The 26741-nt window shown below is 69.5% G+C and carries 22 protein-coding genes; 14 read left to right on the top strand and 8 right to left on the bottom strand.

The window, feature by feature from the left end:
• Positions 1-9 precede the first annotated feature (9 nt).
• The 6 genes from FB560_RS04825 to FB560_RS04800 form a co-directional block, all read right to left on the bottom strand.
• Positions 10-3030 carry an alpha-mannosidase gene (locus tag FB560_RS04825; protein WP_141871318.1) on the bottom strand — a complete coding sequence of 1007 codons (3021 nt, stop codon included), beginning with the start codon at positions 3028-3030 and terminating at the stop codon, positions 10-12.
• 112 nt (positions 3031-3142) lie between these two features.
• Positions 3143-4342: an ROK family transcriptional regulator gene (locus FB560_RS04820; RefSeq protein WP_141873124.1), complete on the bottom strand. Its 1200-nt coding sequence runs from the start codon at positions 4340-4342 to the stop codon at positions 3143-3145.
• A 308-nt stretch (positions 4343-4650) separates the two neighbouring features.
• Positions 4651-5661 carry a hypothetical protein gene (locus FB560_RS04815; RefSeq protein WP_141871317.1) on the bottom strand — a complete coding sequence of 337 codons (1011 nt, stop codon included), beginning with the start codon at positions 5659-5661 and terminating at the stop codon, positions 4651-4653.
• Positions 5658-6887 carry a sensor histidine kinase gene (locus tag FB560_RS04810; protein WP_141871316.1) on the bottom strand — a complete coding sequence of 410 codons (1230 nt, stop codon included), beginning with the start codon at positions 6885-6887 and terminating at the stop codon, positions 5658-5660. Before FB560_RS04810 ends, FB560_RS04815 begins: the two co-directional genes overlap by 4 nt.
• Entirely contained in the window at positions 6877-7536 is a 660-nt protein-coding gene (locus FB560_RS04805) for a response regulator transcription factor (protein ID WP_141871315.1), read from the bottom strand. Before FB560_RS04805 ends, FB560_RS04810 begins: the two co-directional genes overlap by 11 nt.
• A 53-nt stretch (positions 7537-7589) precedes the next feature.
• Positions 7590-8825, bottom strand: coding sequence for a class I SAM-dependent RNA methyltransferase (locus FB560_RS04800; RefSeq protein WP_141871314.1), 1236 nt, complete (start codon positions 8823-8825; stop codon positions 7590-7592).
• A gap of 23 nt (positions 8826-8848) precedes the next feature.
• Here FB560_RS04800 and FB560_RS04795 point away from each other — a divergent pair, with 23 nt between their 5' ends.
• Both FB560_RS04795 and FB560_RS04790 read left to right on the top strand, forming a co-directional pair.
• Positions 8849-9505 carry a Maf family protein gene (locus tag FB560_RS04795; RefSeq protein WP_141873123.1) on the top strand — a complete coding sequence of 219 codons (657 nt, stop codon included), beginning with the start codon at positions 8849-8851 and terminating at the stop codon, positions 9503-9505.
• 85 nt (positions 9506-9590) lie between these two features.
• Positions 9591-11357: an acetyl/propionyl/methylcrotonyl-CoA carboxylase subunit alpha gene (locus FB560_RS04790; RefSeq protein ID WP_141871313.1), complete on the top strand. Its 1767-nt coding sequence runs from the start codon at positions 9591-9593 to the stop codon at positions 11355-11357.
• A 99-nt stretch (positions 11358-11456) separates the two neighbouring features.
• Here the strand turns inward: FB560_RS04790 and FB560_RS04785 are convergent, their stop codons facing one another.
• Positions 11457-12896 (bottom strand): NAD(P)H-quinone dehydrogenase, encoded by a 1440-nt coding sequence (locus FB560_RS04785; RefSeq protein ID WP_407662543.1) that lies wholly within the window; start codon positions 12894-12896, stop codon positions 11457-11459.
• 57 nt (positions 12897-12953) lie between these two features.
• Here FB560_RS04785 and FB560_RS04780 point away from each other — a divergent pair, with 57 nt between their 5' ends.
• From FB560_RS04780 to FB560_RS04770, 3 genes are read left to right on the top strand one after another with little or no spacing between them, the layout of a single operon-like run.
• Complete coding sequence (locus FB560_RS04780) at positions 12954-13787, top strand: purine-nucleoside phosphorylase (RefSeq protein ID WP_141871311.1); 834 nt, start codon at positions 12954-12956, stop codon at positions 13785-13787.
• A complete protein-coding gene (locus FB560_RS04775) occupies positions 13784-15454 on the top strand; it encodes a phospho-sugar mutase (RefSeq protein WP_141871310.1) in 1671 nt (556 codons plus the stop codon). The genes FB560_RS04780 and FB560_RS04775 overlap by 4 nt, the downstream gene beginning before the upstream one ends.
• 54 nt (positions 15455-15508) lie before the next feature.
• Positions 15509-15772 (top strand): HPr family phosphocarrier protein, encoded by a 264-nt coding sequence (locus FB560_RS04770; RefSeq protein ID WP_141871309.1) that lies wholly within the window; start codon positions 15509-15511, stop codon positions 15770-15772.
• Positions 15773-15778: 6 nt separating this feature from the next.
• Here FB560_RS04770 and FB560_RS04765 read toward each other — a convergent pair whose 3' ends face one another.
• A complete protein-coding gene (locus FB560_RS04765) occupies positions 15779-17701 on the bottom strand; it encodes a BglG family transcription antiterminator (protein ID WP_141871308.1) in 1923 nt (640 codons plus the stop codon).
• Positions 17702-17867: 166 nt separating this feature from the next.
• On the opposite strand from FB560_RS04765, the gene FB560_RS04760 reads away from it, so the two are divergent.
• The 9 genes from FB560_RS04760 to FB560_RS04725 all read left to right on the top strand — a co-directional run bounded on the left by FB560_RS04760 (position 17868) and on the right by FB560_RS04725 (position 26736).
• The gene (locus tag FB560_RS04760; protein WP_141871307.1) at positions 17868-18185 is read left to right on the top strand and encodes a PTS sugar transporter subunit IIB; all 318 of its coding nucleotides are present in this window, start codon (positions 17868-17870) and stop codon (positions 18183-18185) included.
• Complete coding sequence (locus tag FB560_RS04755) at positions 18182-18469, top strand: HPr family phosphocarrier protein (protein WP_141871306.1); 288 nt, start codon at positions 18182-18184, stop codon at positions 18467-18469. Before FB560_RS04760 ends, FB560_RS04755 begins: the two co-directional genes overlap by 4 nt.
• Positions 18466-20151, top strand: coding sequence for a phosphoenolpyruvate--protein phosphotransferase (gene ptsP, locus FB560_RS04750; protein ID WP_141871305.1), 1686 nt, complete (start codon positions 18466-18468; stop codon positions 20149-20151). Before FB560_RS04755 ends, ptsP begins: the two co-directional genes overlap by 4 nt.
• Positions 20148-21776, top strand: coding sequence for a PTS mannitol transporter subunit IICB (locus FB560_RS04745; protein ID WP_188895241.1), 1629 nt, complete (start codon positions 20148-20150; stop codon positions 21774-21776). Before ptsP ends, FB560_RS04745 begins: the two co-directional genes overlap by 4 nt.
• 66 nt (positions 21777-21842) lie before the next feature.
• Positions 21843-22274: a PTS sugar transporter subunit IIA gene (locus tag FB560_RS20775; RefSeq protein WP_188895243.1), complete on the top strand. Its 432-nt coding sequence runs from the start codon at positions 21843-21845 to the stop codon at positions 22272-22274.
• Positions 22274-23431: a mannitol-1-phosphate 5-dehydrogenase gene (locus FB560_RS04740; RefSeq protein ID WP_141871304.1), complete on the top strand. Its 1158-nt coding sequence runs from the start codon at positions 22274-22276 to the stop codon at positions 23429-23431. Before FB560_RS20775 ends, FB560_RS04740 begins: the two co-directional genes overlap by 1 nt.
• A gap of 106 nt (positions 23432-23537) precedes the next feature.
• Positions 23538-24830 carry a flavin-containing monooxygenase gene (locus FB560_RS04735; protein ID WP_141871303.1) on the top strand — a complete coding sequence of 431 codons (1293 nt, stop codon included), beginning with the start codon at positions 23538-23540 and terminating at the stop codon, positions 24828-24830.
• Positions 24827-25780 carry a bile acid:sodium symporter family protein gene (locus FB560_RS04730; RefSeq protein WP_141871302.1) on the top strand — a complete coding sequence of 318 codons (954 nt, stop codon included), beginning with the start codon at positions 24827-24829 and terminating at the stop codon, positions 25778-25780. The genes FB560_RS04735 and FB560_RS04730 overlap by 4 nt, the downstream gene beginning before the upstream one ends.
• Positions 25777-26736 carry an SDR family oxidoreductase gene (locus FB560_RS04725; protein WP_141871301.1) on the top strand — a complete coding sequence of 320 codons (960 nt, stop codon included), beginning with the start codon at positions 25777-25779 and terminating at the stop codon, positions 26734-26736. Before FB560_RS04730 ends, FB560_RS04725 begins: the two co-directional genes overlap by 4 nt.
• Positions 26737-26741: the final 5 nt, after the last annotated feature.

Below are 26741 nucleotides of genomic sequence, written 5' to 3'. Positions count from 1 at the left end.
GGATGCGCGTCAGAGCCGCGGTCGGCTGAATCGCAGCGTCACCAGCTGGAAGGCACGCAGTTCCAGCCGAGTCTCACCGGCCGTCGTGGTGTCCAACGCGGTCGCCGGGATCTCCCGTTCGATCAGATCGGTCTCGGTGACCGTGTCGAACGAGAACGAGGGAGTGACCGTCGCCGCCGCCCGACCGCCGTGCGCCTCGTAGAGCCGCACGATCACGTCGCCGCTGCGATCCTCGGCGAGCTTCACGGCCTCGATCACGACGGCATCCGATGAGACCGCGATCAACGGCGCGACCGGGCCCGCGCCCGTGATCTCGCGCAGGGGCAGGTTGAGGCGATAGCCCTCCTGCACGGCATCAGCGATCGACGCACCGGGTCGCACGCTCACTCGGAACGTGTGCTCGCCCTGGTCGGCCTCAGGATCCGGATACAGCGGCGCACGCAGCAACGAGAGCCGCACGGTCGTCGCCGTGCCTCCTCCGGCACGCGGTGCACGCGTGATGTCGTGTCCGTACGTGGAGTCGTTCGCGATCGACACCCCGAACCCCGGCTCGCCCACGTGCACCCACCGATGCGCCACGGTCTCGAACCGCGCCCTGTCCCAGGAGGTGTTGGCATGCGTGGGACGGTGCACATGCCCGAACTGGATCTCGGACGTCGCCCGCTCGGTGTGCACGTCGAGCGGGAAGGCGAGCTTGAGCAGCTTCTGACGTTCGCGCCAGTCGACAGTCGTCTCGATGTCGAGAGCGCGCCCGTCGGCGGTCAGGGTCAGAGCCTGCGTGATCCGCGAACCCCCCAGCTCGCGGACCACGCAGACGACAGCCGCCGACGCGTGCGGGACGATGTCGATCGAGACCACGTCCGTCACGTCGATGACGTGGCGTCGGTAGTGCTCGTCGATGTCCCAGGCATCCCACTTCGTCGGCGTATCGCGATGCAGCTGGAGGAGGTTCCCCCGCTCCCCCGCCGCGATCGCCTGCCTCCCGGTCGCGCGGACGACGAGTGCCGTCACCAGGCCGGCGTTGTCGATCGAGACCGTGAGGTACTCGTTCTCCAACACGAACCCGTCCGTCGTCCGCGTGACCGCCGCAGAGACCCCAGTCCTCTGCGCGGCGGCGATCCCCATCGCCGCCGCTCCCTCCCTTGCGTAGGGCCCGGCGTTGGCGACAAGCTCGGACTCACCCGAACCCGCCACGGTCGCCAAGGACCCTGCGATGATGCGCTCCGTCGAGGCGAGGACCTCGGCGTAACGACGTTCTGCCTCCCGGTGCACCCAGCCGATCGAGCTGCCGGGGAGGATGTCGTGGAACTGCTGCAGCAGCACGGTCTCCCAGGCCTCCTGCAGCTGCTCGTAGGGGTACGGCTCCCCGCGGAGCGCCGCCGCCGTCGCCCAGAGCTCGGCCTCCCTGAGCGCATGCTCGCTGCGGCGGTTGCCCCGCTTGGTGCGCGCCTGAGAGGTGTACGTGCCGCGGTGGAACTCGAGATACATCTCGCCCGTCCACACCGGAGGGTCGCCGTACTCGGCCTCTGCCGCCTCGAAGAAGCGTCGGGGCGTCGAGAGCGTGACCGTCGGCGACCCCTCCAGCGAACGCAGGCGGGACGCCGCAGCCAGCATCTCCCGATTGGGTCCGCCACCGCCGTCGCCGTATCCGAAGGGCACCAGCGAGGTGTTCGCCGCCCCCTTCTCGGCGTACTGGCGTTCGGCCCTCGCCAGTTCCTCGGCCGTGAGCTGCGCGTTGTATGTGTCGACCGGCGGGAAGTGCGTGAAGATCCGCGTGCCGTCCATCCCCTCCCACTGGAAGGTGTGGTGCGGCATGACGTTGGTCTCGTTCCACGACATCTTCTGCGTCAGCATCCACCGCGACCCCGCGGCCCTGGCGATCTGCGGCAGCGCCGCCGAGTATCCGAACGAGTCGGGCAGCCAGACGTCGAGAGGTTCGACACCGAACTCTTCGAGGAAGAAGAGCTTGCCCCGCAGGAACTGCCTCACCAGCGACTCACCGCCGGGCATGTTGGTATCGGATTCCACCCACATCCCTCCGGCGGGGTGGAAGCGCCCAGCGGCGACCGCGGCGCGGATCCGCTCGAACAGTTCGGGCTGGAAACGCTTCATCCAGGCGTACTGCTGCGCCGACGACGCGGCGAAGGCGAAGTCGGCGTCCTCCTGCTGCAGCGAGAGGACGTTGGAGAAGGTGCGGGCGACCTTGCGCTGGGTCTCCCGCACGGGCCACAGCCAGGCGGAGTCGATATGCGCGTGTCCCACGGCGTGCACCGAGTGGGCGGATCCGGATGCCGGACGCGCCAGGACGTCGGCCAGCGCGGCCCGTGCCTGCTGCGAGGTGCCCGCGATGTCGTCGGGATCGGCGATATCGACCATGCGCTCGAGCGCACGGAGGATCTCCGCATGGCGGGGGGAGGTCGGCGACAGCACCTCGAGCAGCCCTCGCAGCACGGCGACGTCCTGCACGAGCTCCCACACCGTCAGATCTCTGACCACCGCGTCCGCGCGCCGGAAGACGTAGAGCGGCTCCGCGCCGGCCGTGTCCCACTCGCCCAGCGGCGTCGGGCGGAAGTCACGGAAGCCGTCGGCCACGTCCGGGTTGGCGGCCGCCTCGAGGTAGAGCTCGATCAGATCTCCCGGCGCACCATCCAACGGCACATGGGCGTTCCGCGGCTCGACGGCCTTCACGATGGTTCCGTCCGGCCGATACACGGTTCCCTCGGCCTGGAACCCCGGCTCCGCGGCGCCGAAGCCCAGATCGAAGACGAGTTCCGCACGCTCGCCGGGTGCCACCTCCGGAACGGTTCCGCGGACGCGCACCCACATCGTGCTCCAGGCCCGCCCCCACGGCGTTCCCGCAGCGAACGGTACGAACTCCTGCGCCACCGCGTCAGCGAACGGCACCGGCTCGCCGGGGACGACCCAGGCCGCGAGCTCCAGCGCGATGGACCGCGGGTACACCGCCGGCCGGAGGCGCTCATGTTCGAAACGGCGAATGCGCGCCTGTACGAGTTCGGAGTTGTCGTGCATCACACGCTTCCGGTCGACGAGAGGGGATGTGAAATAATACATCGATTGGACTTATCGCTGTCAAGACCTTTCTCGACGTCGATCGTCCTCCCGTCACGGTGTCAGCGCGCGATCACGTCTCCAGGAGCAGATCGGACGTTCGGGGCGACAGCACCGAATCCAGCACCACGCACGCAGCACCCACCGCGCCGACGTCGTCTCCCACGACGCTCCCGTCCACGGGAAGCGTGTGCACGGCGCGCGTCGCGCTCAACCGTTCCAGCCTCGCCGGAAGCTCCTGCAGGTATACCGGCGCCAACCGCGACCAGAAGGGGCCGCCGAGCACGACCCTGTCGACATCGAGCATGTTGGTCAGCGCCGCGACGAGGACCGCCAGGTGGGCTGCCGCCTGTCGCAGCACGCGTTGCGCTGCCACGTCGCCCGATGCGGCGCGCTCGCACAGCTGGGTGAAGCGGGTGTCGACAGCCTCGGGATCGTTGACCTCGCGGTCGTCCGGGAAGACGCCGGCCGCCTCGGCCTGCTCCACGATCGCCTGCGGAGTGCAGACCACCTCTACGCAGCCCCGGTAGCCGCACATGCAGGCCGGTCCGTCGGGATCGACGATGATGTGGCCGACCTCTCCGAGGTTCCGCGAGCTCCCCCGCACGACCTCGCCGTCGCGCGCCAGCGCCGCGCCGATCCCCGTGCCGAGGTAGATCAGCACGAACGAGTCGTCCGGGGGCCCGTGTCTGGTCCACAGCTCGCCCACCGCGGCAGCCGTGGTGTCCTTCTCCAGCGTGACCTCGAACCCCGTGGCCTCCGCGAGCACCGCGCGCAGCGGCACACGATGCCACCCCGGCAGCTTGGGGGGATCGATCACGGTTCCCCGTTCGGCATCCAAGGGCCCAGGGGCCGCGACGCCGACCCCCGCGATCAGATTCCGGTCGACTCCGGATGCATCGATGAGGGACCCGATGGTCGCCGCCATGGCATCGACGATGCGCCGCGGGTCGGCCACAGGAGTGCGTGTGGTGATGCGCCGCACAACGGCTCCGGTGAGGTCGAGGAGCACGAACGTCATCACCGCGGGATCGAGGTGGACGCCGACCGAGTAGCGGCTCTCCGCGATCATGCGCAACGTGACACGGGGCTTGCCCGGGCCGTTGATCGTGCGCCCCGCCTCGGCGATGAGACCATCGGCGAGAAGGCGACGGGTGATGTTCGTGACCGTCTGGGCTGACAGCCGCGTCGCCTCGACGAGCTCGGTTCTGCTCAGTCCGGTTCCGGACTGACGTATGGCTTCCAGGATCACCGACTGATTGAAGTCGCCCATCCGTGGAAGGTTGGTCCCGCGACGCATTCCCATCGTCCAATCCTCCCTCATCCGGGCCCGAAACGTGTCCCCCAAAATACCTACAGACAACCTTTGATCGACCGAGGAGACTAATGGGGACGCTTCGCGTTCGGCTGTTCTCTCTATCCCAGGGTAGATAGACGTAGAACGGCCACCAGCGGTCGGTTTTCGGGTAACTGACCGCATGGCGAGGGGTGGGCGGCTTCGCCGCCCCTCGCCCACTCTGCATCCTCGACTCCGACCTCCTCCCCCGGCCGGAGCCGAGGAGGGCGCGCCCCGTGCGGCTGTCAGCCCGTCGCGACCTCGCGCGAGATCTCGTGCCACAGGTCGACCTCGTCGTCATCCCGCGACGATCCCGAACTCGCCCGCCCCACGACCGTCACCGCGATCCGCTCATCGTTGGACGAGCGGATGATCAATCGCCCTGCCTGCGCCTTGCGCAGGACCACGGCGAGCTCATCCCTGATCTCGGCACGACGATCCTCTTCGACGCCGTCGAGACCTCCCTCGTCGAAGACCGTGACGATCACACCGCGTCGTCGCGCATCCTCGATCGCATCACGCACCGCGTCGTTGAGCAGATCCGCGCCGCGCAGCTCATCGCGCAGCCGCCCTTCGGCGAGACGCGCTTCCAGCCGCTCATCGACCGTCAGGCTGCCGCGGGAAGCCACGACGCGACTGAGCACCGGCCCTGCCACAGCGAGCGCGAACTGCGTGCGCAGCCGCCGCTCCCGCTGGCGCACCAGCTGCGTCGCATGCCACGCGGAGACCGCCTGCTGGATCTCCGCCAGCCGGGCGGTGTCGCGGATCGCCTTGTCCCAGAACAGCACGAGCAGCTGAGCGACCACGACCCACATGATCGAGCCGACCAACCCCAGATTCAGCGCGACGCCGAAGCCCAGATAGCCCGCTGACGTCGCCACGAGCACGGCGACCGTGAGCCATCCGATCAGGAATCGGCGCCGCACGACGCAGACGATGCCGAACAGGCCGAGCCCGCCGATGTACCAGGTCGCGAACGGCGCGGTGCGAGCCGTCACGTCCAACGAGAGCGTGACCAGGGGTGGTACGAGCAGGCATGCCAGCAGGGACAGCAGCGCCGTCCACAGCGGCATCCGTACCGACGAGGCGGAGTCCCAGAGGATCGCGATGAGGACCGCGACGAGATAGACGGCGATCGCCAGCACCATCAGCACCGGCGCGGTGGGCTGCACCGTCCACCAGATGGAGCGGGCGACGAAGTACATGGCGAAGCCGACGGCGAGCGACGTCGCGACACTACGCACCGTCCGGTTCATGAGCGCTCCCAGCCGAGTGTGACCGTGGTGCCCTGCGGACCGGAGACGATGTCGGCAGTACCGGCGACGCCGGCCATGCGCGCGAAGATCGAGGCGCTGATGCCCAGTCGATCAGGGCCGATCGTGTCGATGTCGAATCCGGCGCCGGTATCGGAGATCGCCACGATGATCCCCTCGTCCCCGCGGCCCGTCGCGATGATGTGCAGTCCCCGACCCTGTGCATGCGCCACCGCGTTGCCGATCGCCTGGCGTGCGGCCAGGACGAGAGCGCGTGCCACGCGTCCGGGGATCAGGCCGATGCCTCCGCGCTCCTCCACGATCGCGTCGGCGCCGAGCTCCGAGAGCGCGCGGCGCAGCTCGACCACGATCTGCGAGATGCCGACCGGCTCGTCGCTGCCCTCCTGGGCCACCGCGGCCTCCGTGTTGGCCAGACGGGTCAGGGCCTCGCGCGCCATCGCGACCGCGAGCTCACGCGCACGCTCGCTCTCCGCCCGTTCCGCGGCGATGAGTGCGGCCAGGACGCTGTCGTGCATCAGCGCGGACATCGCCACCCGCTCCTCTTCTGCTGCGGCGGCCGCCGCAGCCGAGGCGTACGAGGCGACGGCGCGCCCTCGCGCATCGTCGACGCCGGCCGCGACGGAGCGGAACATCCATCCGAGCGCGACGATCACGATGCCCAGGATCAGCGTGAACGAGACGTCGAACGCCGTCGTGATCCAGAAGTCGCGGGAGAAGCTCCCCTGCACCAGCCGCACGTATCCATAGATGAAGGGCAGACCGGCGGCCCAGGCGATCTGGAGGCGGATCGGGAAGGCGAGCATCGCCGCGACGACGCAGACGTTGACCAGGAAGAAGATCCAGGGCTGGTCGCCCGCTCCCCCCGGGGGGACCACGATCGGCCACGCCACGAGTGCGAGGACGTAGGAGACGGCGAAGGAGCCTGCGGCGATGGAGACCCAGCGACCGAGGATGCAGGCGACGAGCATCGCCGCCAACGGGATGAAGACGACGAGGAGCACGACGATCTGCGGGACATCGCCGCGAGAGAAGGAACCGACGGCCGCGACGAACGCCTGCGCGCCGAGAGTCGCCGATCCGATCGCGACCACGGTCGCCAGGATCCGCTCCATGCGCTTGCCGGTGAAGCGCTCGAACTCGGTCTCCGCCGTGCCGGGAGAGGGGATCTTACTCCAGGCCTCGCGGATGTCGAGGGCGTCAGTGGCCACTCGGATCTCCGTCTGTCTCGACGATCCCGTCCTCCATCGCGCGACGCAGCAGATCGACCTTGGTCGGAGCAGGGCGACCCACGTCGACGTACTTCACACGGATGCGCGTGATGTTCTCCTTGGCGGTGGAGTAGGCGACGCCGAGTCGCTCGGCCACCGCCTTGAGCGGGAGTCCGGTGGCGTACAGGCGCAACACCTCGCGCTCACGCGTCGACAGCTGGGCGTCGCCGAAGTCGCGGTCGCCGTCGACGGCGCTCGCCCATTCGACGTTGTTCAGCGCCTCGCCCTGGGCCACCGTCCGGATCGCATCGAGCACATCATCGAGTGCCGAAGACTTGCTGACGACCCCGGCCGCACCGGCGGACAGTGCTTCGCGCACGGCGGCGGGACGGTCGGCCACGCTGTGGATCACGACACTCGCGCCGTCGGCGACCAGAGACGTGACGTTCTCGGTGACCGTGGTGCCGTCACCGAGCGTGAGGTCCAGCACCACGACCTCGGCAGGGGCCGCTCCCGAACTCTTCCGCCAGTCGAGGTAGGAGCTGACGGAACTGCCGGAGAACACGACGGTCTGCGAGTCGCGCGCGAACGCGGCCTCAAGGCCGAGGCGAACGGACTCGTGATCATCGATGAGGGCGACCGTGCTCATCCACCCAGCCTAGTGAGTCGGCAGGGCCCGGCGAGGGACCCTGTCGCCGCGCGTCACCGGGTGAGCAGGGCGACGACCTCGAAGTGGTGCGAATGCGGGAACAGGTCGAAGGAACGCAGCATCGTCACGTTCCACCCCAGACCGCGGAAGGTACCGAGGTCACGGGCGAGGGCGACGGGATCACAGGCGACGTACGCGATCGCTGCGGGGTCGAGCGCGTGCACGCCCTCGACCACCGCTCGCCCCGCACCGGCGCGGGGCGGGTCCAGGACGACCGCCCCGGTTCCCGTGCGTCCGGCGGCACTCTGCAGGAAGCGATCGACGCGCGCGGTCACCGCGGTCGCCTGCAGCGGTGCGAGGTTCGCGGCCGCGTGCTGGGTCGCGCGCTTGCTCGACTCGACCGTCACGACATCCGTCGCGCCGAGGTCGGCCAGGGTCGCCGCGAACAGGCCGACTCCGCCATAGAGGTCGTAATGGGTCGAATCCGGGTCGACGTGCCCGTCGAGCACGCCGTAGACCGCACCGTCGAGAACGGATGCCGCCCGAGGGTGCACCTGCCAGAACCCGTTGACATCGACCTCGAAGCGACGGTCGCCGACCTGCTCGTACACGACCTCGGGCTCGGGCCGACGCCCTCCGCGGTGCACGGGACGCGCGCCGTCCTCGTGACGGATCACGCGCACCTCACCATCGGCCGGCTCGACGAGATCGATACGCCCCGCCGCTCCCCCACGCAGTGCGAGCGCCGCCTGCGCGACCGCCGGACGGGCGAGCGGGTGCGAGCGCACGGGGATGACGCGATGGCTCCTGGCCGCGAAAGGACCGACACGGCCGGCGTCGTCGACGTGCAGCGTGACGCGCGTGCGCCAACCCATACCATCACCGGATTCGACGGCTTCGACCTCGGGGGCCTCCAGCCCGCCTCCGGCGAACCGGTCGAACGCCTCCGACAGCACTTGACGCTTGAGCGTGCGCTGATGTCCGAGCTCGATGTGACCCAGGTCAGCGCCACCCGGGCGCTCGGCGGGATCGCGGGAGATGTCCGCCTCGGGCCAGATGTGCGCCTGACGGTGTGGAGAGGCGTCGAGGACCTCGATCGCCTCGGCTCGCCAGAAGCTCCGACTGTCGGCCGCGTCGTCCTGCGGATCGATCAGCCGGGCGCGGACGCGCTCCCCCGGGATCGCGTCCGAGACGAACACGACACGTCCCTCATGGCGGGCGACGAAGGTCCCGCCGTGCGCGATCCCGGTGATGTCGAGGTCGAGCACGTCGGCAGAGGAAGAAGTCATTCTTCGAGGATACGGTGGTGAACATGCGCGTCTGCCTCGCCTCCACCTCTCCCGCCCGCCTGATGCTGCTGCGACAGGCGGGGATCGAGCCTCTGACCGCGTCGCCGGACGTCGACGAGGAGGCGGTCGCCGCGGCCGCCACCGAGGCCGCGGGAGCGGAACTGCCCCCGGCCGAGCTGGTGCTGCTGCTCGCACGGGCCAAAGCAGCCGACGTGGCGCGCCGCGTGGCCGCGGAAGACCCCGGGTTCGACGGCATCGTGATCGGTGGGGACTCGATGTTCGCGCTGAACGGCCGCGTCTACGGCAAACCGCACACGGCAGCCGAAGCCACCCGCCGCTGGCACGAGATGCGCGGCGCGACCGGGATCCTGCACTCGGGCCACTCCGTCTTCCGGATCGCCCCGGGCGCTGCTCCGGTCGAGGCGACCGCGACCGCCGAGGCGGCCGTGACCTTCGCGGAGGACATCAGCGACGAGGAGATCGCCGTGTACGTCGCCTCCGGAGAGCCGCTGTACGTCGCGGGTGCGTTCACGGTCGACAGTCTCGGCGGTGCGTTCATCACACGCGTCGACGGTGATCCGTCCACGGTCGTCGGAATGTCGTTGTCGACGATCCGCCGTCTGGCCGCGGATCTCGACGTGACGTGGACCGATCTCTGGAACATCCCGCAGTCCGACTGACTCGTAGACTCTGCGCGACGTTTCGACGTCTTTCTTGTGGAGAGTCGTCAATTGGTTCGGTGGGCTTCTCGCTAGGCTGGCAACCATGCCTGCTATCGCCAAGGTGCTCATCGCCAACCGCGGCGAGATCGCCGTACGCATCATCCGTGCCGCTCGTGACTCCGGGATCGCTTCGGTCGCCGTCTACGCCGACCAGGACCGCGACGCGCTGCACACGCGGCTCGCCGACGAGGCCTACGCCCTCGGCGGGGCCACCAGCGCCGAGACCTACCTCCAGATCGAGAAGATCCTCTCCGTCGCCCGCCGCGCCGGAGCAGACGCCGTGCACCCCGGGTACGGATTCCTCGCCGAGAACGCCGAGTTCGCTCGCGCGATCATCGGTGCGGGGATGACCTGGATCGGTCCGTCCCCCGAAGCGATCGAAGCCCTCGGCGACAAGGTGACCGCGCGTCACGTCGCCGAGAAGGTCGGCGCGCCGCTGGCACCCGGCACCCCCGGACCCGTGTCAGGCGCCGATGAGGTCGTGGCGTTCGCCGAGGAGTTCGGCCTGCCGATCGCGATCAAGGCGGCCTATGGCGGAGGCGGACGCGGCCTCAAGGTGGCACGCGAGCTCGCCGAGGTCGCCGAGCTCTTCGAATCCGCCACGCGCGAGGCCGTCACGGCCTTCGGTCGCGGCGAGTGCTTCGTGGAGAAGTACCTCGACAAGCCGCGTCACGTCGAGACCCAGTGCCTCGCGGATGCTGCGGGCAACGTCGTCGTGATCTCGACGCGCGACTGCTCGCTGCAGCGCCGACACCAGAAGCTGGTCGAAGAGGCACCGGCGCCGTTCCTGACGGACGAGCAGAACAGCCTGCTCTACTCGGCTTCCAAGGCCATCCTGAAGGAGGTCGGCTACGTCGGTGCCGGCACCTGCGAGTTCCTGATCGGCGCCGACGGCACCGTGTCGTTCCTCGAGGTCAACACCCGCCTGCAGGTCGAGCACCCGGTCTCGGAAGAGGTCACCGGCATCGACCTGGTGCGTGAGCAGTTCCGCATCGCCGCCGGCGGCACGATCGACTACGCCGACCCGGAGCCGCAGGGCCACTCCATCGAGTTCCGGATCAACGGCGAGGACCCCGGGCGCGGCTTCCTCCCCCAGCCCGGACCCGTGAACGTCTTCAAGACGTTCGGCGGTCCCGGCATCCGTCTCGACTCCGGTGTCACCGCCGGCGACGTGGTCTCCGGCGCGTTCGACTCGCTGCTGGCCAAGATCATCGTCACCGGCAAGAACCGCGAGGAGGCGCTGGAGCGGTCGCGTCGCGCACTCGACGAGTTCGAGGTCGCCGGTCTCCCCACGGTCCTCCCCTTCCACCGCAAGGTCGTCCGCGACCCCGCGTTCACGGCGGAAGACGGCAACTTCGCCATCTTCACCCGCTGGATCGAGACCGAGTTCGACAACGACATCCCCGCGTGGGACGGCGAGCTCGAGCCGGCCGCCGCCTCGGACGGACGTCACACGGTCGTCGTCGAGGTCGCCGGCAAGCGACTCGAGGTGAGCCTTCCCGATCGCGTCGCGGTCGCTGCCGGCACGGCTGGGCGCCCTGCCGTCGTTCCGCCGTCGCGTCGCAGCCATGCGACCACGGCGAATGCGGGCGCATCGGGCGATGCCGTCAAGTCGCCGATGCAGGCCACCGTCGTCAAGATCGCGGTCGAGGACGGACAGCAGGTCGTCAAGGGCGACCTGGTCGTGGTCCTGGAGGCGATGAAGATGGAGCAGCCGCTGCAGGCGCACAAGGACGGCGTCGTCGGCAACATCAACGCACAGGCCGGCAGCACGGTGTCCGCCGGTCATCAGCTGCTCACGATCAGCTGATCTTCGAACGCTCAGGGCCCCTCGCCGGGCTCGGGAACTCAGACGACAGGAAAGGCGCCCCACCGCGGTGGGGCGCCTTTCCTGTCGTCGGGCTGCGCCTCAGGAGATGTAGCCCAGGTGCATCGCACGGCTCGCATCCGTGATGCTGCTCGAGAGCGACGGGTAGGCCGCGAACACGCGGGACACCTGGTCGACCGTGAGTCGCCGCTCGACGGCGACGGCGATCGGGTAGATCAACTCGGAGGCCTTGGGGGCGACGATCACGCCGCCGATGACGGTGCCCGACCCCTTGCGGGCGATGATCTTGACGAAGCCGTCCTTGATGCCCATCATCTTCGCGCGCGGATTGGCCGCCAGCGGCAGCTTGTAGACGAGCCCGTCGGCGATGCCGTCCTCGACGTCCTTCTCGGAGTACCCGACCGTGGCGATCTCGGGGGCGGTGAAGATGTTCGAGGTGATCTTGATCAGCTCGAGCGGGATCACGATGTCACCGAGCGCGTGGAACACCGCTGTCCGTCCCTGCATCGAGGCGACGGATGCCAGGGGGAAGAAGTTCGTGCAGTCGCCGACCGCGTAGACGTTGGGAACCGAGGTGCGCGCCACCTTGTTCACGCGGACGTGTCCGGATTCGTCGAGCTCGACGCCGGCCTCCTCGAGACCGATCCCCGCCGTGTTGGGGATCGAGCCGACCGCCATCAGACAGTGGCTGCCCTCGACCGTCCGGCCATCCGACAGGGTCACGACGACCCCGTCCTTGTCGGCCTGCACCTTGTCGGCGCGGGACTTGGACAGCACCTGCATGCCGCCGCGCTTGAAAACCTTCTCGAGGACGCTCGCGGCATCCTTGTCCTCGCCGGGGAGCACCTGCTCGCGGCTGGAGACCAGTGTCACCTTCGCGCCCAGATTCATGTACGCCGAGGCGAACTCGGCACCGGTGACGCCGGAGCCGACCACGATGAGGTGCTCGGGGAGCGCCTTCATGTCGTAGAGCTGGGTCCAGGTCAGGATGCGCTTGCCGTCGGGCTTGGCCGAATCCAGTTCCCGCGGTGAGGCGCCGACAGCCACGATGATCGTGTCGGCCTCGATGCGGTCGAAGTCGGTGCCGCCCTGACCGGTCGACACCACGATCGCCGTCGGTCCCTCGAGACGGCCGTGACCGGAGAGGATCCGCACACCGGCCTCGAGGAGCGTCGCACGCATGTCCTCGGACTGCTGCCCGGCGAGCGCGACCAGGCGCTTGTTCACGGCAGCGAGGTTGATCGCGATCTCCGGCTTGAGCGGCTTGCCGTTCTCGCCCTTCGCGTAGAAGTTGACGCCGAGGTCGCTCGCCTCGGAGATCGCGACGGCGGCGTCCGCCGTGGCGATCAGGCTCTTGGACGGCACCACGTCTGTCAGGACCGCGGATCCTCCGACACCGACGCGTTCGACCAGGGTCACCTCGGCTCCGAGCTGAGCGGCCGCCAGGGCCGCCTCGTAACCGCCGGGACCGCCGCCGAGGACGGCGACGCGCTGAGTGCGCTCGAAAGTGGTGGAAGACATGAAAACCATTCTCGCGCAATCCTGGCACCGGAGCCTGCACCTTCCTAGAGTGGATCCATGCCCGAGACACACAGCAACCCCCTCGATGACCCCACTGCGAACCCGTTCGAGGTCGCAGCCACCGCCGCCGCCGACATCGCGCGGCTGACCGGCGTCGAGAACCACGACATCGCCCTCACGCTCGGAAGCGGCTGGGGCAAGGCCGCCGACATCATCGGCGAGACGGTCGCGACGATCCCGGCGACCGAGGTCACCGGCTTCTCGAAGCCCGCACTCGAGGGTCACGTCGGAACCCTCCGCAGCATCCGCACGCCCGACGGCAAGAACGTCCTCGTCATCGGCGCGCGCACCCACTACTACGAGGATCACGGCGTCCGCCGCGTGGTGCACAGCGTGCGCACCGCCGCCGCGACCGGCGCGAAGATCATGGTGCTCACCAACGGCGCCGGCGGCATCCGCGAGACCTGGACGCCCGGTCAGCCCGTGCTGATCAGCGACCACATCAACCTCACGGCCGACTCCCCGCTCGAGGGAGCCACGTTCATCGACCTGACCGACCTGTACTCCTCGCGCCTGCGCGATGTGGCCCGCAGCGTCGACCCCTCGCTCGACGAGGGCGTCTACACGCAGTTCCGCGGCCCGCACTACGAAACGCCGGCCGAGGTGCAGATGGCGAAGATCATCGGCGGTCACATCGTCGGCATGTCGACCGCGCTCGAGGCCATCGCCGCCCGCGAAGCCGGAATGGAGGTGCTGGGCTTCTCGCTCATCACGAACCTCGCCGCCGGCATCCAGAAGACGCCGCTGAGCCATGCCGAGGTGATCGAGGCCGGCCGCGAAGCCGAACCGGTGATCTCCGCCCTGCTGGCCCGCGTGGTCGAGGCGCTGTGAGCGAGGAGCGGCTCGCGCAGGCGCGAGCATGGCTGCGGCAGGACCCCGACCACGAGACCCGGGACGAGCTCGCCGGGCTCATCACGCGCGCCTCGGGCGGCGATGAGGCGGCGGTCGCCGAGCTCGACGACCGTTTCGGTGCACGTCTCGCCTTCGGCACAGCGGGTCTGCGCGGAGAGCTCGGCGCTGGCAGCAACCGCATGAACCGGGTGCTGGTCGCGCAGGCCGCCGCCGGCTTCGCGGCGTACCTCAGCGAGCGCGCGCACGGCGCGACCCCGACGGTCGTGATCGGCTATGACGGTCGGCGCAACTCCCGGGTCTTCGCGACGGACTCCGCCGAGATCTTCGCCGGGGCCGGTCTGCGGGCGATCCTGCTGCCCCGACTGCTGCCGACTCCCGTGCTGGCCTTCGCGGTGCGGCACTTCGGCGCCGACGCGGGTGTGATGGTGACCGCCAGCCACAACCCTCCGAACGACAACGGCTACAAGGTCTACCTCGGCGGTGACGACCAGGGATCGCAGATCGTCGCCCCTGCCGATGCCGAGATCGCCGCGCAGATCCAGCGGGTCGCCGACACGCTCCGGGTACCGGCGCTCCCCCGCTCCACCGCCTACGAGATCGCACCGGAGGCCGTCGTCGACGCGTACGTCGCGGCGACAGCGGCCGTCGCCCCCGCTCCGGCGGGTGCGGATGGACTGCGCTGGGTCTACACGGCGATGCACGGCGTCGGATGGGAGACGCTGTCGCGCATCCTGACCACCGCCGGCTATCCGCAGCCGGCTGTGGTCGATCAGCAGCTGCGCCCGGATGCCCGGTTCCGCACCGTCTCGTTCCCGAACCCCGAGGAGCCGGGGGCCATGGACCTGGCCTTCGCCCGGGCACGTCGGGCCAAGGCCGACTTCATCCTCGCCAACGACCCCGATGCGGATCGCCTCGCCGTCGCCATCCCCGACGAGTCCGCAGCGGACGGCTGGCGTCGGCTGACGGGCAACGAGGTCGGGCTGCTCCTCGGCGCCCGCGCCGCACGCGCCGCGGAAGGAACACCGGGTGCCTCGCTCGCCTGCTCTCTGGTGTCCTCGCCCGGTCTCAGCGCGGTCGCCGCCCACCACGGGCTGGACTTCCACGAGACGCTCACGGGCTTCAAATGGATCTCCCGCGCTCCGGGCATCGTCTTCGGCTTCGAGGAGGCCCTGGGCTATCTCGTGAACCCCGAGACCGTGCGCGACAAGGACGGTATCTCCGCAGCGGTCGCGATCCTCGGTCTCGCGGCCGAGGCCCGTGACCGTGGCCTCGGGCTCGCCGACCTGCTCTCCGAGCTCGGAGACACCTACGGCCACTTCGCGAGCGGCCAGGTCTCGGTGCGCGTCGAGGACCTCTCGATCATCGGCACCGTGATGCTGTCGCTGCGTTCCCTGCCGCCCGCACACATCGGCACCCAGTCGATCGCCGTGGCCGAGGACCTGCTGCAGGCGGCGCCCGGTCAGCCCGCGGGCGACGTGCTGCGCTACCGCCTGGCCGACGGTTCGCGCGTGATCGTGCGCCCGAGCGGCACCGAGCCGAAGCTCAAGGTGTACATCGACGCGAAGGCGGACTCCGCCGAGGGCGCCCGCGACGTCGTGGCCGCACTCGAGGCCGGTGTCCGCGTCCTTCTCGAAGAGCGCTCCTGACGCGCTGCCGTGGTCCGCTGGCACTCGTGCGCGGACCACGGCTAGCATCGGAGCATGCTGAGCCGTCACGTCACCATCACCGCGCACAACGGCGTGCACGCGCGACCGGTCGCCGAACTCGTGCGCGTCGTGCAGGCCCACGGTGATGCGGTGACCCTGCGCACCGCAGACGGGGTGGTCGTCGACCTCAGCAGCGTGCTGGCGGTCATGGACCTGGCCCTGGCCCCCGGCGATGCCGTCACGCTCGAGACCAGGGAGTCCTCGGACGCCGCTGCCGTGCTGGACACCCTGAGCGAGGTCCTCGCGCCGCGACGCTGACGGAGATCAGCCGTCGATCACCGCGACGAGCTCGTCGAGGAAGGTCTCGAAGCTCGTGGCCCTGCGAACGATCCGCTGCACGCTCTCGCGTTCGCTGAACACCTCCACGAGCTGCTCGAACACGGTCTGGAACGCGGCGCGGTCGCTCTCGCTGAAAGCGGCGAGCGCGACGACCTGCACCCGTCCGTCGCCCCAGGCTGCCGAGCCGTCGGCGACGCCGATCGCGATGGCGGTCCTGGTCGCCGTCATCTGCAGCGCGTGGGGAACGGCGAGCGCGTCGGTGAACGCTGTCGACGACATCTGCTCGCGCGCGATCGTGTTGTCGATGTAGTCCTCACCGATCAGGCCGGCCTGGACCAGAAGCCCGCCCAGGCGCCGGATGATCGCCTCCTCGCCTTCGTCGGGGAGCGGAGACACGTACGCGTCGGCGTGGAAGTAGCGCGCCAGCTCACCGCGCAGGCGTGTCAGGCGGCGTCCGCGGCGCACACGACCCGCTGCCGACTGGATGCGATCGACGTCGGAGTCGGTCAGGAAGGGCTGGATGCGCACGAAGCGATCACCGGATGCCCCGGGTTCGATCGTGCTGAGCACGAGGTCGGTGTCGAAGGAGGCCCAGTCGGGGTCGACGTTGGTGATCACGCTGGTCACCTCGATCGCCGACCCGAGTGAGCGGTCGACGCTGGAGCGGAGCAGTTCGTGGAGCTCGTAATACCCGGGACAGACGATGGTGGCGGTCAGGATCGACTCGGCCTTGCGACTGCGCTCGAGGCGTCCGCCGACGTGCATCGCGATGTACGCGATCTCGTCGTCATGGATGGGGGCGCCCAGGCGGTCGTGCAGCCCACTGGCGATGGAGACGGCGACCTCGAAGATCATCGGGTACGACGTCTTGAGCGATCGGGTGAGCGGATTGCGCGTGAGTGCACTCTCCTCGGCCCGCCGCAGCAGGTTCTGCACATGCAGCGCGAGCCGGAGCTGGAAGGTCTCGTCGACCAGGTCGACCTGATAGTCCTCTGCCGCGCGCTGCACCTCGGCGCGCACGGCCGCTTCGACCTCGGGGTCCACACCGCTGCGGGCGACATCGCCGGCGGCGTCCTCCCCGGGCGCGACGATGCGCGTCAGCACGAGGGAGGCGAGGTGATCGCTGTCCCCGTCGCCGAGCGCCACGGCGAAATGCTCGCCGGCCAGACGCGCGATCACGGCACCGACCTGCGGGATCTCGGCGCGAGCACCCGACGGGGCGGACTCCAGCGCGTGACCGGCGGCCACGCGTTCGGCGGCGATGGCGATGTGCAGCAGCACATCGGAGATCGCGAGCTCGTTGACGTAGTAGCCGAGCTCTCCGAGCTCCCGCACCAGCGCGGACTTGAACGGCGCGACGGCGTGCGCCGCGACCGCGTTGCCGGCGAGAGCGCGCCGGAACGTCTCCGGATGGAAGGAGGCGGCGTCCATCTCGTCGTGCGCGAGTCGGCTGAGCAGTCGACGTTGCGCCGTCTCGTTGCCGCGCAGCCGCACGATCTCCCGGTCCCTCTCGAGCGTCAGGTCGGTGCCGTCGATCAGCGCACGCACACGGGCTAGATCGGCTTCGAGTGTGGCTTCGCTGACGTGCAGACGATCGGCGGTCTCGAAGACGTCGATGCCGGTTGGCGCGTCGAGCAGCGTACGCACGAGGCCGTGCAGGCGGTCGCGGGGTGCCGACTCACCGGTCTGACGAATGCGGAGTGCAGCGCGCGCACCGGGGCCGGCGCGGTACCCCGCCGAACCGGATTCGACGGCGTCTCCGTCCGCCGTGCGGCCGTTCAACGCGGCGACGTAGGAGCGAACGCTGCGCGGGGTGACGCCGAGCAGATCGGCGAGGCTGCCGGCCGTCGCCCATGTCCCCTGACGAAGGAGGGTCGAGAGCAGCTGGTCCTGGCGCTGGCGCGACATGATCCCTCCGACTCCTCCACGTGCTGACTGCACTGTCCTGACGTCTCTCCATGATGTCAGTTCGCCGCGGGGCATGCGCGGAAACCGATGTTCCGCAGGGGCGGAAAGGAACGTGGTGGTGACGCACCTCGTCCTTTCACAGACTGTTCTCAGGAAGGTGGCATCGATGAGGATCCTCGTAGTGTGCGGCGCCGGTGCGTCCAGCACGTTCGTCGCTCAGCGACTCCGACGCGCGGCCGCTGAGGTCGGTCTCGACTGGGACGCCTCCGCGGGCATGGAGAGCTCCGTCATCGACGGTGCGCACGACCTCGTCCTCGTCGGTCCGCACCTCGCCGACCGGCTCACGGCGATCCGTGGCGCGGTGAGCAGCCCGGTCGCCCTCCTTCCTCCGGATGTCTTCGCGGACCGGTCCGGCGAGCGCACGCTCGCGATCGCCCGCGCCCTTCTCCCCGACGTCAGCAGCACCCCGAAAGGAACATCATGACCACCTCTCGCACCGTTCGCATCGGTTCATCGCACGGGCTGCACGCCCGTCCCGCGAAGCTGTTCGCACAGGCCGCGAAGGACTCAGGCGTCCCGGTCACGATCGCCAAGGATTCCGGCAAGCCGGTCAACGCCGCCAGCATCCTGGGCGTCATCGCGCTCGCGATCGAGTACGGCGACTATGTCACCCTCACGGTCGACGGTGACGGCGCCGACGCCGAGAACGTGATCGACACCCTCACCGAGCTGCTCACGACCGACCACGACCAGGACTCCGCCGGATGAGCACGCTGCGCGGAGTGGGCATCGGTCTCGGCGTCGCCCAGGGCACCGTCGTCCGGATGACCGAGGCGTTGCCGGCACCCGACCAGGCGCCCAGCACGCGCGGGGCCGACGCGGAGCGCACCCGGGTACGGGATGCCGTGGCCGTGGTCGCTCGGGAGCTGAACGAACGCGGTGCCGCCGCCGGCGGTTCGGCCCAGGACGTGCTCGAAGCACAGGCCATGATCGCCGAGGACCCGACCCTGCAGGACGAGGTCGACACCCGTCTCGACTCCGGCGCCACGGCAGAGTGGGCCGTGCACGACGCCTTCGCCGGTTTCCGCGCCACCCTGGAGGCGGTCGGCGGTTACCTCGGCGAGCGTGCGGCCGACCTCGACGACATCGCCCAGCGTGTGCTGGCGCACCTGCGGGGTGTGGACGCCCCCGGCATCCCGAACCCCGGGCACCCCTTCGTCCTGGTGGCCCGCGACCTGGCACCCGCCGACACCGCGCTGCTCGACCTCGATCAGGTGCTTGCGCTGATCACGACCGACGGCGGCCCGACCTCGCACACCGCGATCCTCGCCCGCGAGAAGGGCATCGTCGCGATCGTCGGCGCGGTCGACGCCACGGCGCTGACCAACGGCCAGACCGTCATCGTCGATGCCGCGGCCGGGCTGGTCACCGCCGATCCCTCCGAGGAGGAGAAGGATCGCGCCGCGCAGCGGGCAGCCGAGCGGCGCTCGGCGGACGCGGCCCCCCTGACCCCCGGCGCCCTCGCCGACGGCACGCCGATCGCGCTGCTGGCGAATCTGGGGAAACCTGCAGACGCGTCCGATGCCGTCGAACGCGGGGCCGAGGGCGTCGGGCTGTTCCGCACCGAGTTCCTGTTCCTCTCCGCCACGCAGGCGCCGACGATCGCGCAGCAGCGCGAGTCGTACCGCGAGCTGTTGGCGGCGTTCCCCGGCAAGAAGGTCGTCGTGCGGATGCTCGATGCCGGCGCCGACAAGCCGCTCGCCTTCCTCAACGACGCGCACGAGGAGAATCCCGCGCTGGGGCTCCGCGGGCTGCGCGCGCTGCGCGCCAGCGAGGACATCCTCCGCGAACAGCTCACGGCGCTCGCCGAGGCGGAAGCGCTGACCGAGGCGGACCTGTGGGTCATGGCGCCGATGGTCACGACCGTCGAGGAGACCGCGTACTTCACCGCCCTCGCGCGCGAGTACGGGCTGAAGACCGCAGGGGTCATGGTCGAGGTCCCGGCGAGCGCGCTGCTCGCCGATCGGGTGCTCGCGCATGCCGACTTCGCCTCGATCGGCACGAACGATCTCACGCAGTACACCATGGCCGCCGACCGGCTGCTGGGTTCCGTCGCCGGCTTCCAGGACCCGTGGCACCCGGCAGTGCTGCGCCTGGTGCGCGAAGTCGGCACTGCCGGCGCGCGACTCGGCAAGCCCATCGGGATCTGCGGCGAGGCTGCTGCTGACCCCTTGCTCGCGGTCGTGCTCGTTGGCCTCGGGGCGACGAGCCTGTCGATGGCCCCGTCCGCGCTGGCCGACGTGCGCCACACCCTCTCCGAACGCACCCTCGACGAGGCCCGCAACCTCGCAGAGATCGCACTGGCAGCGGACGACGCCGCCGGTGCACGCCACGCCGTGGCGGAAGCCACGGCGTCCTTCCCCTCCCACCAGAAAGAGACGACATCATGACGACGACGTCACCAGCCGCCCGGAAACCGGGCGGACTCCGAACGGGCGTGCAGCGCTTCGGCACGTTCCTGTCCGGCATGATCATGCCCAACATCGCGGCGTTCATCGCGTGGGGCTTCATCACCATGCTGTTCATCCCCAAGGGATTCTTCGGCGCCGAGACCCCCTTCAAGGGCTGGCATTGGGCCGGTGTCGCCGAGATCATCGGCGGCGGCGGCGATTCGTCCATCATCGGCTGGCAGGGTGCCATGACGACGGTGGCCGAGACCGCCGACGGGAACATCCTCGCCTACGTCGGCCTGGTCGGTCCGATGGTCACCTACCTGCTTCCGCTGCTGATCGCCAACACCGCCGGCCGCATGGTCTACGGCGAGCGCGGCGGCGTCGTGGCGACGATCGCCACGGTGGGTGTCATCGTCGGCACGAACATCCCGATGTTCCTCGGCGCGATGATCATGGGGCCGCTGGCCGCGTGGATCACCAAGCAGATGGACAAGCTGTGGGACGGCAAGATCCGCCCCGGCTTCGAGATGCTGGTGAACAACTTCTCAGCCGGAATCCTCGGCATGCTCCTCGCGATCGCGGGCTTCTTCGCCTTCGGCCCCGTCATGCTCGGCATCAGCGCCGTGCTGGGCTCGGCCGTCGACTGGCTGGTCTCGTTGCAGCTGCTCCCCGTCGTCTCGATCATCGTCGAGCCCGCGAAGGTCCTGTTCCTGAACAACGCCATCAACCACGGCGTGTTCACGCCGCTCGGCATCGAGCAGGCCGCCGAGACCGGGAAGTCGATCCTGTTCCTCATCGAGGCGAACCCCGGCCCGGGCCTCGGCCTGCTCCTCGCGTTCACGTTCTTCGGTGTGGGCGCAGCCAAGGCGTCCGCGCCCGGCGCAGCGATCATCCAGTTCCTGGGTGGCATCCACGAGATCTACTTCCCGTACGCCCTGAGCAAGCCGACCACCATCCTCGCGCTGATCGCGGGTGGCGCAGCCGGCGTCACCACGAACATGGTCCTCGGCGGCGGCCTGGCTTTCCCTGCCGCTCCGGGAAGCATCATCGCCGTGACAGCGGCCGCCATCGGTCCGGGCGTCGGCAACCTGCTGACCGTCTACCTGTCGGTCGTCATCGCCGCCGTCGTGACGTTCCTCATCACGGGCGTCATCCTGCGGGCTTCGCGCAGGCGTGACCTCGAGGCCGAGGGTGACGCGTTCGGCGCCGCGATCGCGCAGACCGAGGCGAACAAGGGCAAGTCCTCGGCCGCCATGGATGCGCTGCGCACCTCGTCCGGTGCCGCTGCCGCAGCGGGTGCCGCGGGCAGCGTGGCCACCGACCGCCGCATCTCGAACATCGTGTTCGCGTGCGACGCCGGCATGGGCTCGTCCGCCATGGGCGCGAGCGTGCTGCGCAACAAGTTCAAGAAGGCCGAGATCGACGGGGTCACGGTCACCAACCAGGCGATCGCCAACCTCGACGGCACCGCCGACCTCGTGATCACGCAGCAGCAGCTGACGGATCGCGCGAAGGCACAGTCGCCGAACTCGATCCACGTGTCGGTCGACAACTTCATGAACTCTCCGAAGTACGAAGAGGTCGTCGAGATGGTGCGCGCACAGCGCGATTCCGACGCGTGACAGACCAGGCGGGGCGGGTGCCATGGCATCCGCCCCGCCTCATCATTCCCAGAAAGGCAACACACCATGAGCGTTCTCACCCTCAGCCAGGTCCGCATCCACTCCGGCAGCGCCACGCAGGATCAAGCCCTGCAGGAGGCCACCGACATCCTGATCTCCGCCGGTGCCGTCACCCCCGCCTACGTCGATGCGATGCGTCAGCGCGAGGAGACCGTGTCGACGTACATGGGCAACGGCCTGGCCATCCCCCACGGCACGAACGAGACCAAGGACGCGATCCTCGCCTCCGCCCTCTCGGTCGTCCGCTACGACGGCGGCGTCGACTGGGCGGGCGAACCCGCGACCTTCGTGATCGGCATCGCGGGACGCGGAGACGAACACCTCGAGATCCTCTCGCAGATCGCGATCCTGTTCTCGGATGACGACGACGTCGCGAAGCTGAACGCCGCGCAGACGCCGGAAGAGCTCTTCGCGCTGCTGTCGGCGGTGAACGACTGATGAAGGCGGTCCACTTCGGCGCCGGCAACATCGGCCGTGGATTCGTCGGCCTGCTGCTGCACGAGGGCGGATACGAGGTCGTGTTCTCCGACGTCGCCGATGCCCTGGTGGATGCCATCGATGCGGCCGACTCCTACACCGTGCACGAGGCAGGCCCGGGCGGCGTCGACCACGTGGTCACCGGGTTCCGTGCGATCAACAGCCGTACCGACCCCGAGGCCGTGGCGTCCGAGATCGCGACGGCGGATGTCGTGACCACCGCGGTCGGACCGACCGTGCTGCGGTTCGTCGCTCCCACGATCGTCGCGGGTCTCACCCGGCGCTCCCCCGATGCGGCTCCGCTGCAGGTCATGGCGTGCGAGAACGCGATCGGCGCGACCGATCTGCTGCGTGCCGAGGTCGAGAACGCCGCAGGCGCCGACGCCGAGGTGCTCCTGGCCCGCGCGGTGTTCGCGAACACCGCGGTCGACCGCATCGTTCCGGCCCAGGCGCCCGGAGCGGGTGTCGACGTCACGGTGGAGCCCTACTTCGAGTGGGCGATCGAGTCCGGAGCCTTCGGCGGCACGCTGCCGAACATCCCCGGCGCGCACTTCGTCGAGAACCTGGCCCCCTACATCGAGCGCAAGCTCTTCACCGTGAACACGGGGCATGCCGCGGCGGCGTACTTCGGCGCGCAGCGCGGGATCGAGCGGATCTCGGATGCCCTCGCCGACGACACGGTCGCCGGGAACGTCACCGCCGCGTTGGAGGAGACCTCTGCCGTGCTGGTCGCGGCACACGGCCTCGACCCGGCCGAGCTGGCCGAGTACCGGGCGACGATCCTGGAGCGTTTCCGCAACCCCGCACTCGTCGACACGGTGCAACGCGTCGGGCGTCAGCCGTTGCGCAAGATCTCACGCCACGAGCGCTTCGTCGGCCCCGCCGCCATGGCCGCAGAGCATGGATTCCCCTCGCACGCGCTGGTGGCGGCGATCGCGGCTGCCCTCGCATTCGACGACGCCGAGGACGAGCAGTCGGTCGAACTGCAGCAGCTGTTGCGCACCGTCGACGCCGTGACGTTCACCACTCGCACGACCGGGCTCGACCCCGAGCATCCGCTCTTCGCGTCGATCCGCGACGCCGTGCAGGCCCGTCAGGAGCACATCGGAGTCGACTGACCCGCCACGCTCTGCCGCGCCCCGCCACCCGATACGATCGGTGGGCGGGGGCGCGTCGCGTGCGGCGCGCGGGGACATTTCGAGCACAACGACGTGCGGGAGTTGCATGAACAGATACGCCGTCATCGGCGCGGGGCCTTCCGGTCTCGCGGCCGCCAGGGCACTGCAGAAGCGCGGTATCGGCGTCGACGGCTACGAGGCTTCGCACGACGTCGGCGGCCTCTGGGACATCTCGAATCCGCGCAGCACCATGTACGAGTCCGCACACCTGATCTCCTCGCGCACGACGACGGAGTTCACGGACTTCCCGATGCGCTCCGAGGTCGACTACCCCGGCCACCGGGTGCTGCACGAGTACTTCCGCGACTACGCCGCGCACTTCGATCTGCGCCCGCTCTTCCGGTTCGACACCCGCGTGAGCCGCCTCGAGCCACGTGACGGCGGGTGGGATCTCACCGCGGCGGGCCCGGACGGCGAGCAGACGCACTGGTACGCCGGTGTCGTGCTCGCGAACGGCACACTCGCCGAGCCGAACATCCCGTCCTTCCCCGGCACCTTCACGGGCGAGCTGCGACACACCAGCGCCTACAAATCCCCCGCGCAGCTCACCGGCAAGCGCGTGCTGCTGATCGGCGCCGGCAACTCCGGCTGCGATATCGCCGTGGACGCCGTGCACCATGCCGCCTCGATCGACATGAGTGTGCGCCGCGGGTACTACTTCGTCCCCCGCTACCTGTTCGGCAAGCCCAGTGACACCCTGAACCAGGGGAAGCCGTTGCCCGCTCGGCTCAAGCAGGCGCTGGACAGTCGGGTCCTCCGCGCCTTCACCGGCGATCCGGTGCGATTCGGCTTCCCGAAGCCCGACTACCGGATCTACGAATCACACCCGATCGTGAACACCCTGATCCTGAACCATCTCGGCCAGGGTGATCTGCGGATCCGGGCCGATGTCGAGCGCTTCGACGGCGACACGGTGCACTTCCGCGACGGCACATCCGACGACTACGACCTGGTGCTGCTCGCCACCGGATACACCCTCGACTACCCGTTCGTCGATCGGGCCCACCTGCAGTGGCGGGGAGCGGCGCCCCGCCTGTTCCTCAACATGTTCCCCGCCTCGTTCAACGGCCTCTACGTCATGGGCATGATCGAGGCATCGGGCATCGGGTGGCAGGGCCGCTACGAGCAGGCCGACCTGCTGGCGTCCTACCTGCGCGCCGTCGAGCGGGACCCGGATACCGCCGCGCGGTTCCGCACCCGCGTGACCGGCGCCCCGTGGCCGGACCTCACCGGCGGCTATCACTACCTCGGGCTCGACCGTATGGCGTACTACGTGAACAAGGATGCGTATCGCGGCGCGGTCAGGCACGCGAAGCAGGAGCTGGAGGCGGGCGCATGAACGTCGACGATGTGGTGCTCAGCTTCACCCCCGGCACGCTGACGATCCTGAACGTGGTGCTGGGCCTGATCATGTTCGGCATCGCGCTGGACACCTCGCCCTCGGACTTCAAGGTCGTCGCGAAGCACCCGAAGCCGTTCGTGATCGCGATCCTCGCGCAGCTTCTGCTGCTGCCGATCGCCACCTTCCTGCTCACCCTCGTGCTGCCGGTGTCCGCCTCGATGGCGCTCGGGATGATCCTGGTGGCCTGCTGCCCGCCCGGGAACATCTCGCAGGTGCTCACGCATCGTGCGGGTGGCAACGTCGCCCTGTCGGTGTCCCTGACCGCGGTGGGCAATCTGGTCTACATCGTCGCGATGCCGTTGAGCATCACCTTCTGGGGTTCGCTGCATCCGACCGCACGCCACCTTCTCCGCGAGGTCGCGCTGGACCCGTGGAAGATGCTGCTGGAGATCCTGCTCATCGTCGGCCTCCCGTTCGCGCTCGGTCTGCTGCTGCGCGCTCAGGCGCCCGCACTCACCCGGCGGGTGCAGCCGTTCGTGAAGTGGTTCAGCCTGATCGCGTTGCTCGCCTTCATCGTGGCGGCCCTGGTCGGCAACTGGGCGGTGTTCATCCAGGTGCTCGGCATCATCGTGCTGGTCGTGACCGTGCACGATGCGGTGGCGCTCGCGCTCGGCTACGGCACGGCGGTGGTCGGTGGCCTGGGCACGCGAGAGCGCAAGGCGATGACCTTCGAGGTCGGCATCCGCAATGCCGGGCTCGGCCTCGGCCTGGTCTTCCTGTTCTTCGACGGCCTCGGCGGGATGGCGATCGTCGCCGGATGGTGGGGCATCTGGGACATCGTGGCCGGTCTCATCCTGGCGGGCCTCTGGGCGCGGCACACCAAGAGGCGCACCGGATCCGCATCCGGCGATGCCACCGGTCGCACCGCGCTGGAGACCGCGTCGTGACGCGGGTGCTGATCACGGGCGGCGGCGGCTTTCTCGGCACGCACGTCGCCGCAGCACTGGCGGCGCGCGACGACGTCGATCTGATCGTCTCGGCAGACCTGCGCACAGGGCCGCCGCGCACGGGAGTCGTGGAGGTCCTCCTCGACGTGACGGATCCGGACGCACTCGCTCCCCTGCTGCGCACCCACCGCATCGACACGGTCGTGCACCTCGCCGCGATCGTCAATCCGGGGCGCGATGTCGATCTGGAGTATCGGGTGGATGTCACCGGCAGCACGCACGTGCTCGCGGCATGTGTCGAGACCGGAGTGCGCCGGATCGTGGTCTCCAGCTCAGGGGCCGCGTACGGGTACCACCGCGACAACCCGGAGTGGATCGACGAGGATCAGCCGCTGCGCGGCAACGACGCCTTCCCGTACTCGCGACACAAGCGGCTCGTCGAGGAGATGCTGGCCGGTCACCGGGAGACGCATCCCGCCCTGGAGCAGGTGATCTTCCGCATCGGCACGATCCTCGGTCCGACCGTCCAGAACCAGATCACCGCGCTGTGGGACGGCAGACGCATCCTGCGCCTCACCGGCTCCGAGTCCCCCTTCGTGTTCGTCTGGGTCGACGACGTCGCTGCCGCGATGGCGCGCGCCGCGACAGACGGCCCTGCGGGGATCTACAACGTCGCCGGCGACGGACGGATGACCGTCACCGAGATCGCCCGCAGACTGGGCAAACCGACCGTGACGATCCCGGCCGGCGTGCTGTCCGCGGCGCTCCGCGTCGGTCGGGCATTGCGACTGACCGTCCACGGCCCCGAGAAGGTCCCGTTCCTGCGCTACCGGCCGGTGCTCGCCAACAGGCGCCTGAAGGAGCGCTTCGGCTACACCCCGCACTTCACGAGCCGTCAGGCGTTCGAGGCCTACCTGGCCACGCACCCCGGCGTCACCACCGCACCGACCACATAATCTGG

The sequence above is a fragment of the Microbacterium saperdae genome, assembly GCF_006716345.1.
Classification (GTDB): domain Bacteria; phylum Actinomycetota; class Actinomycetes; order Actinomycetales; family Microbacteriaceae; genus Microbacterium; species Microbacterium saperdae.
This window is presented reverse-complemented; position numbering and strand designations above follow the sequence as displayed.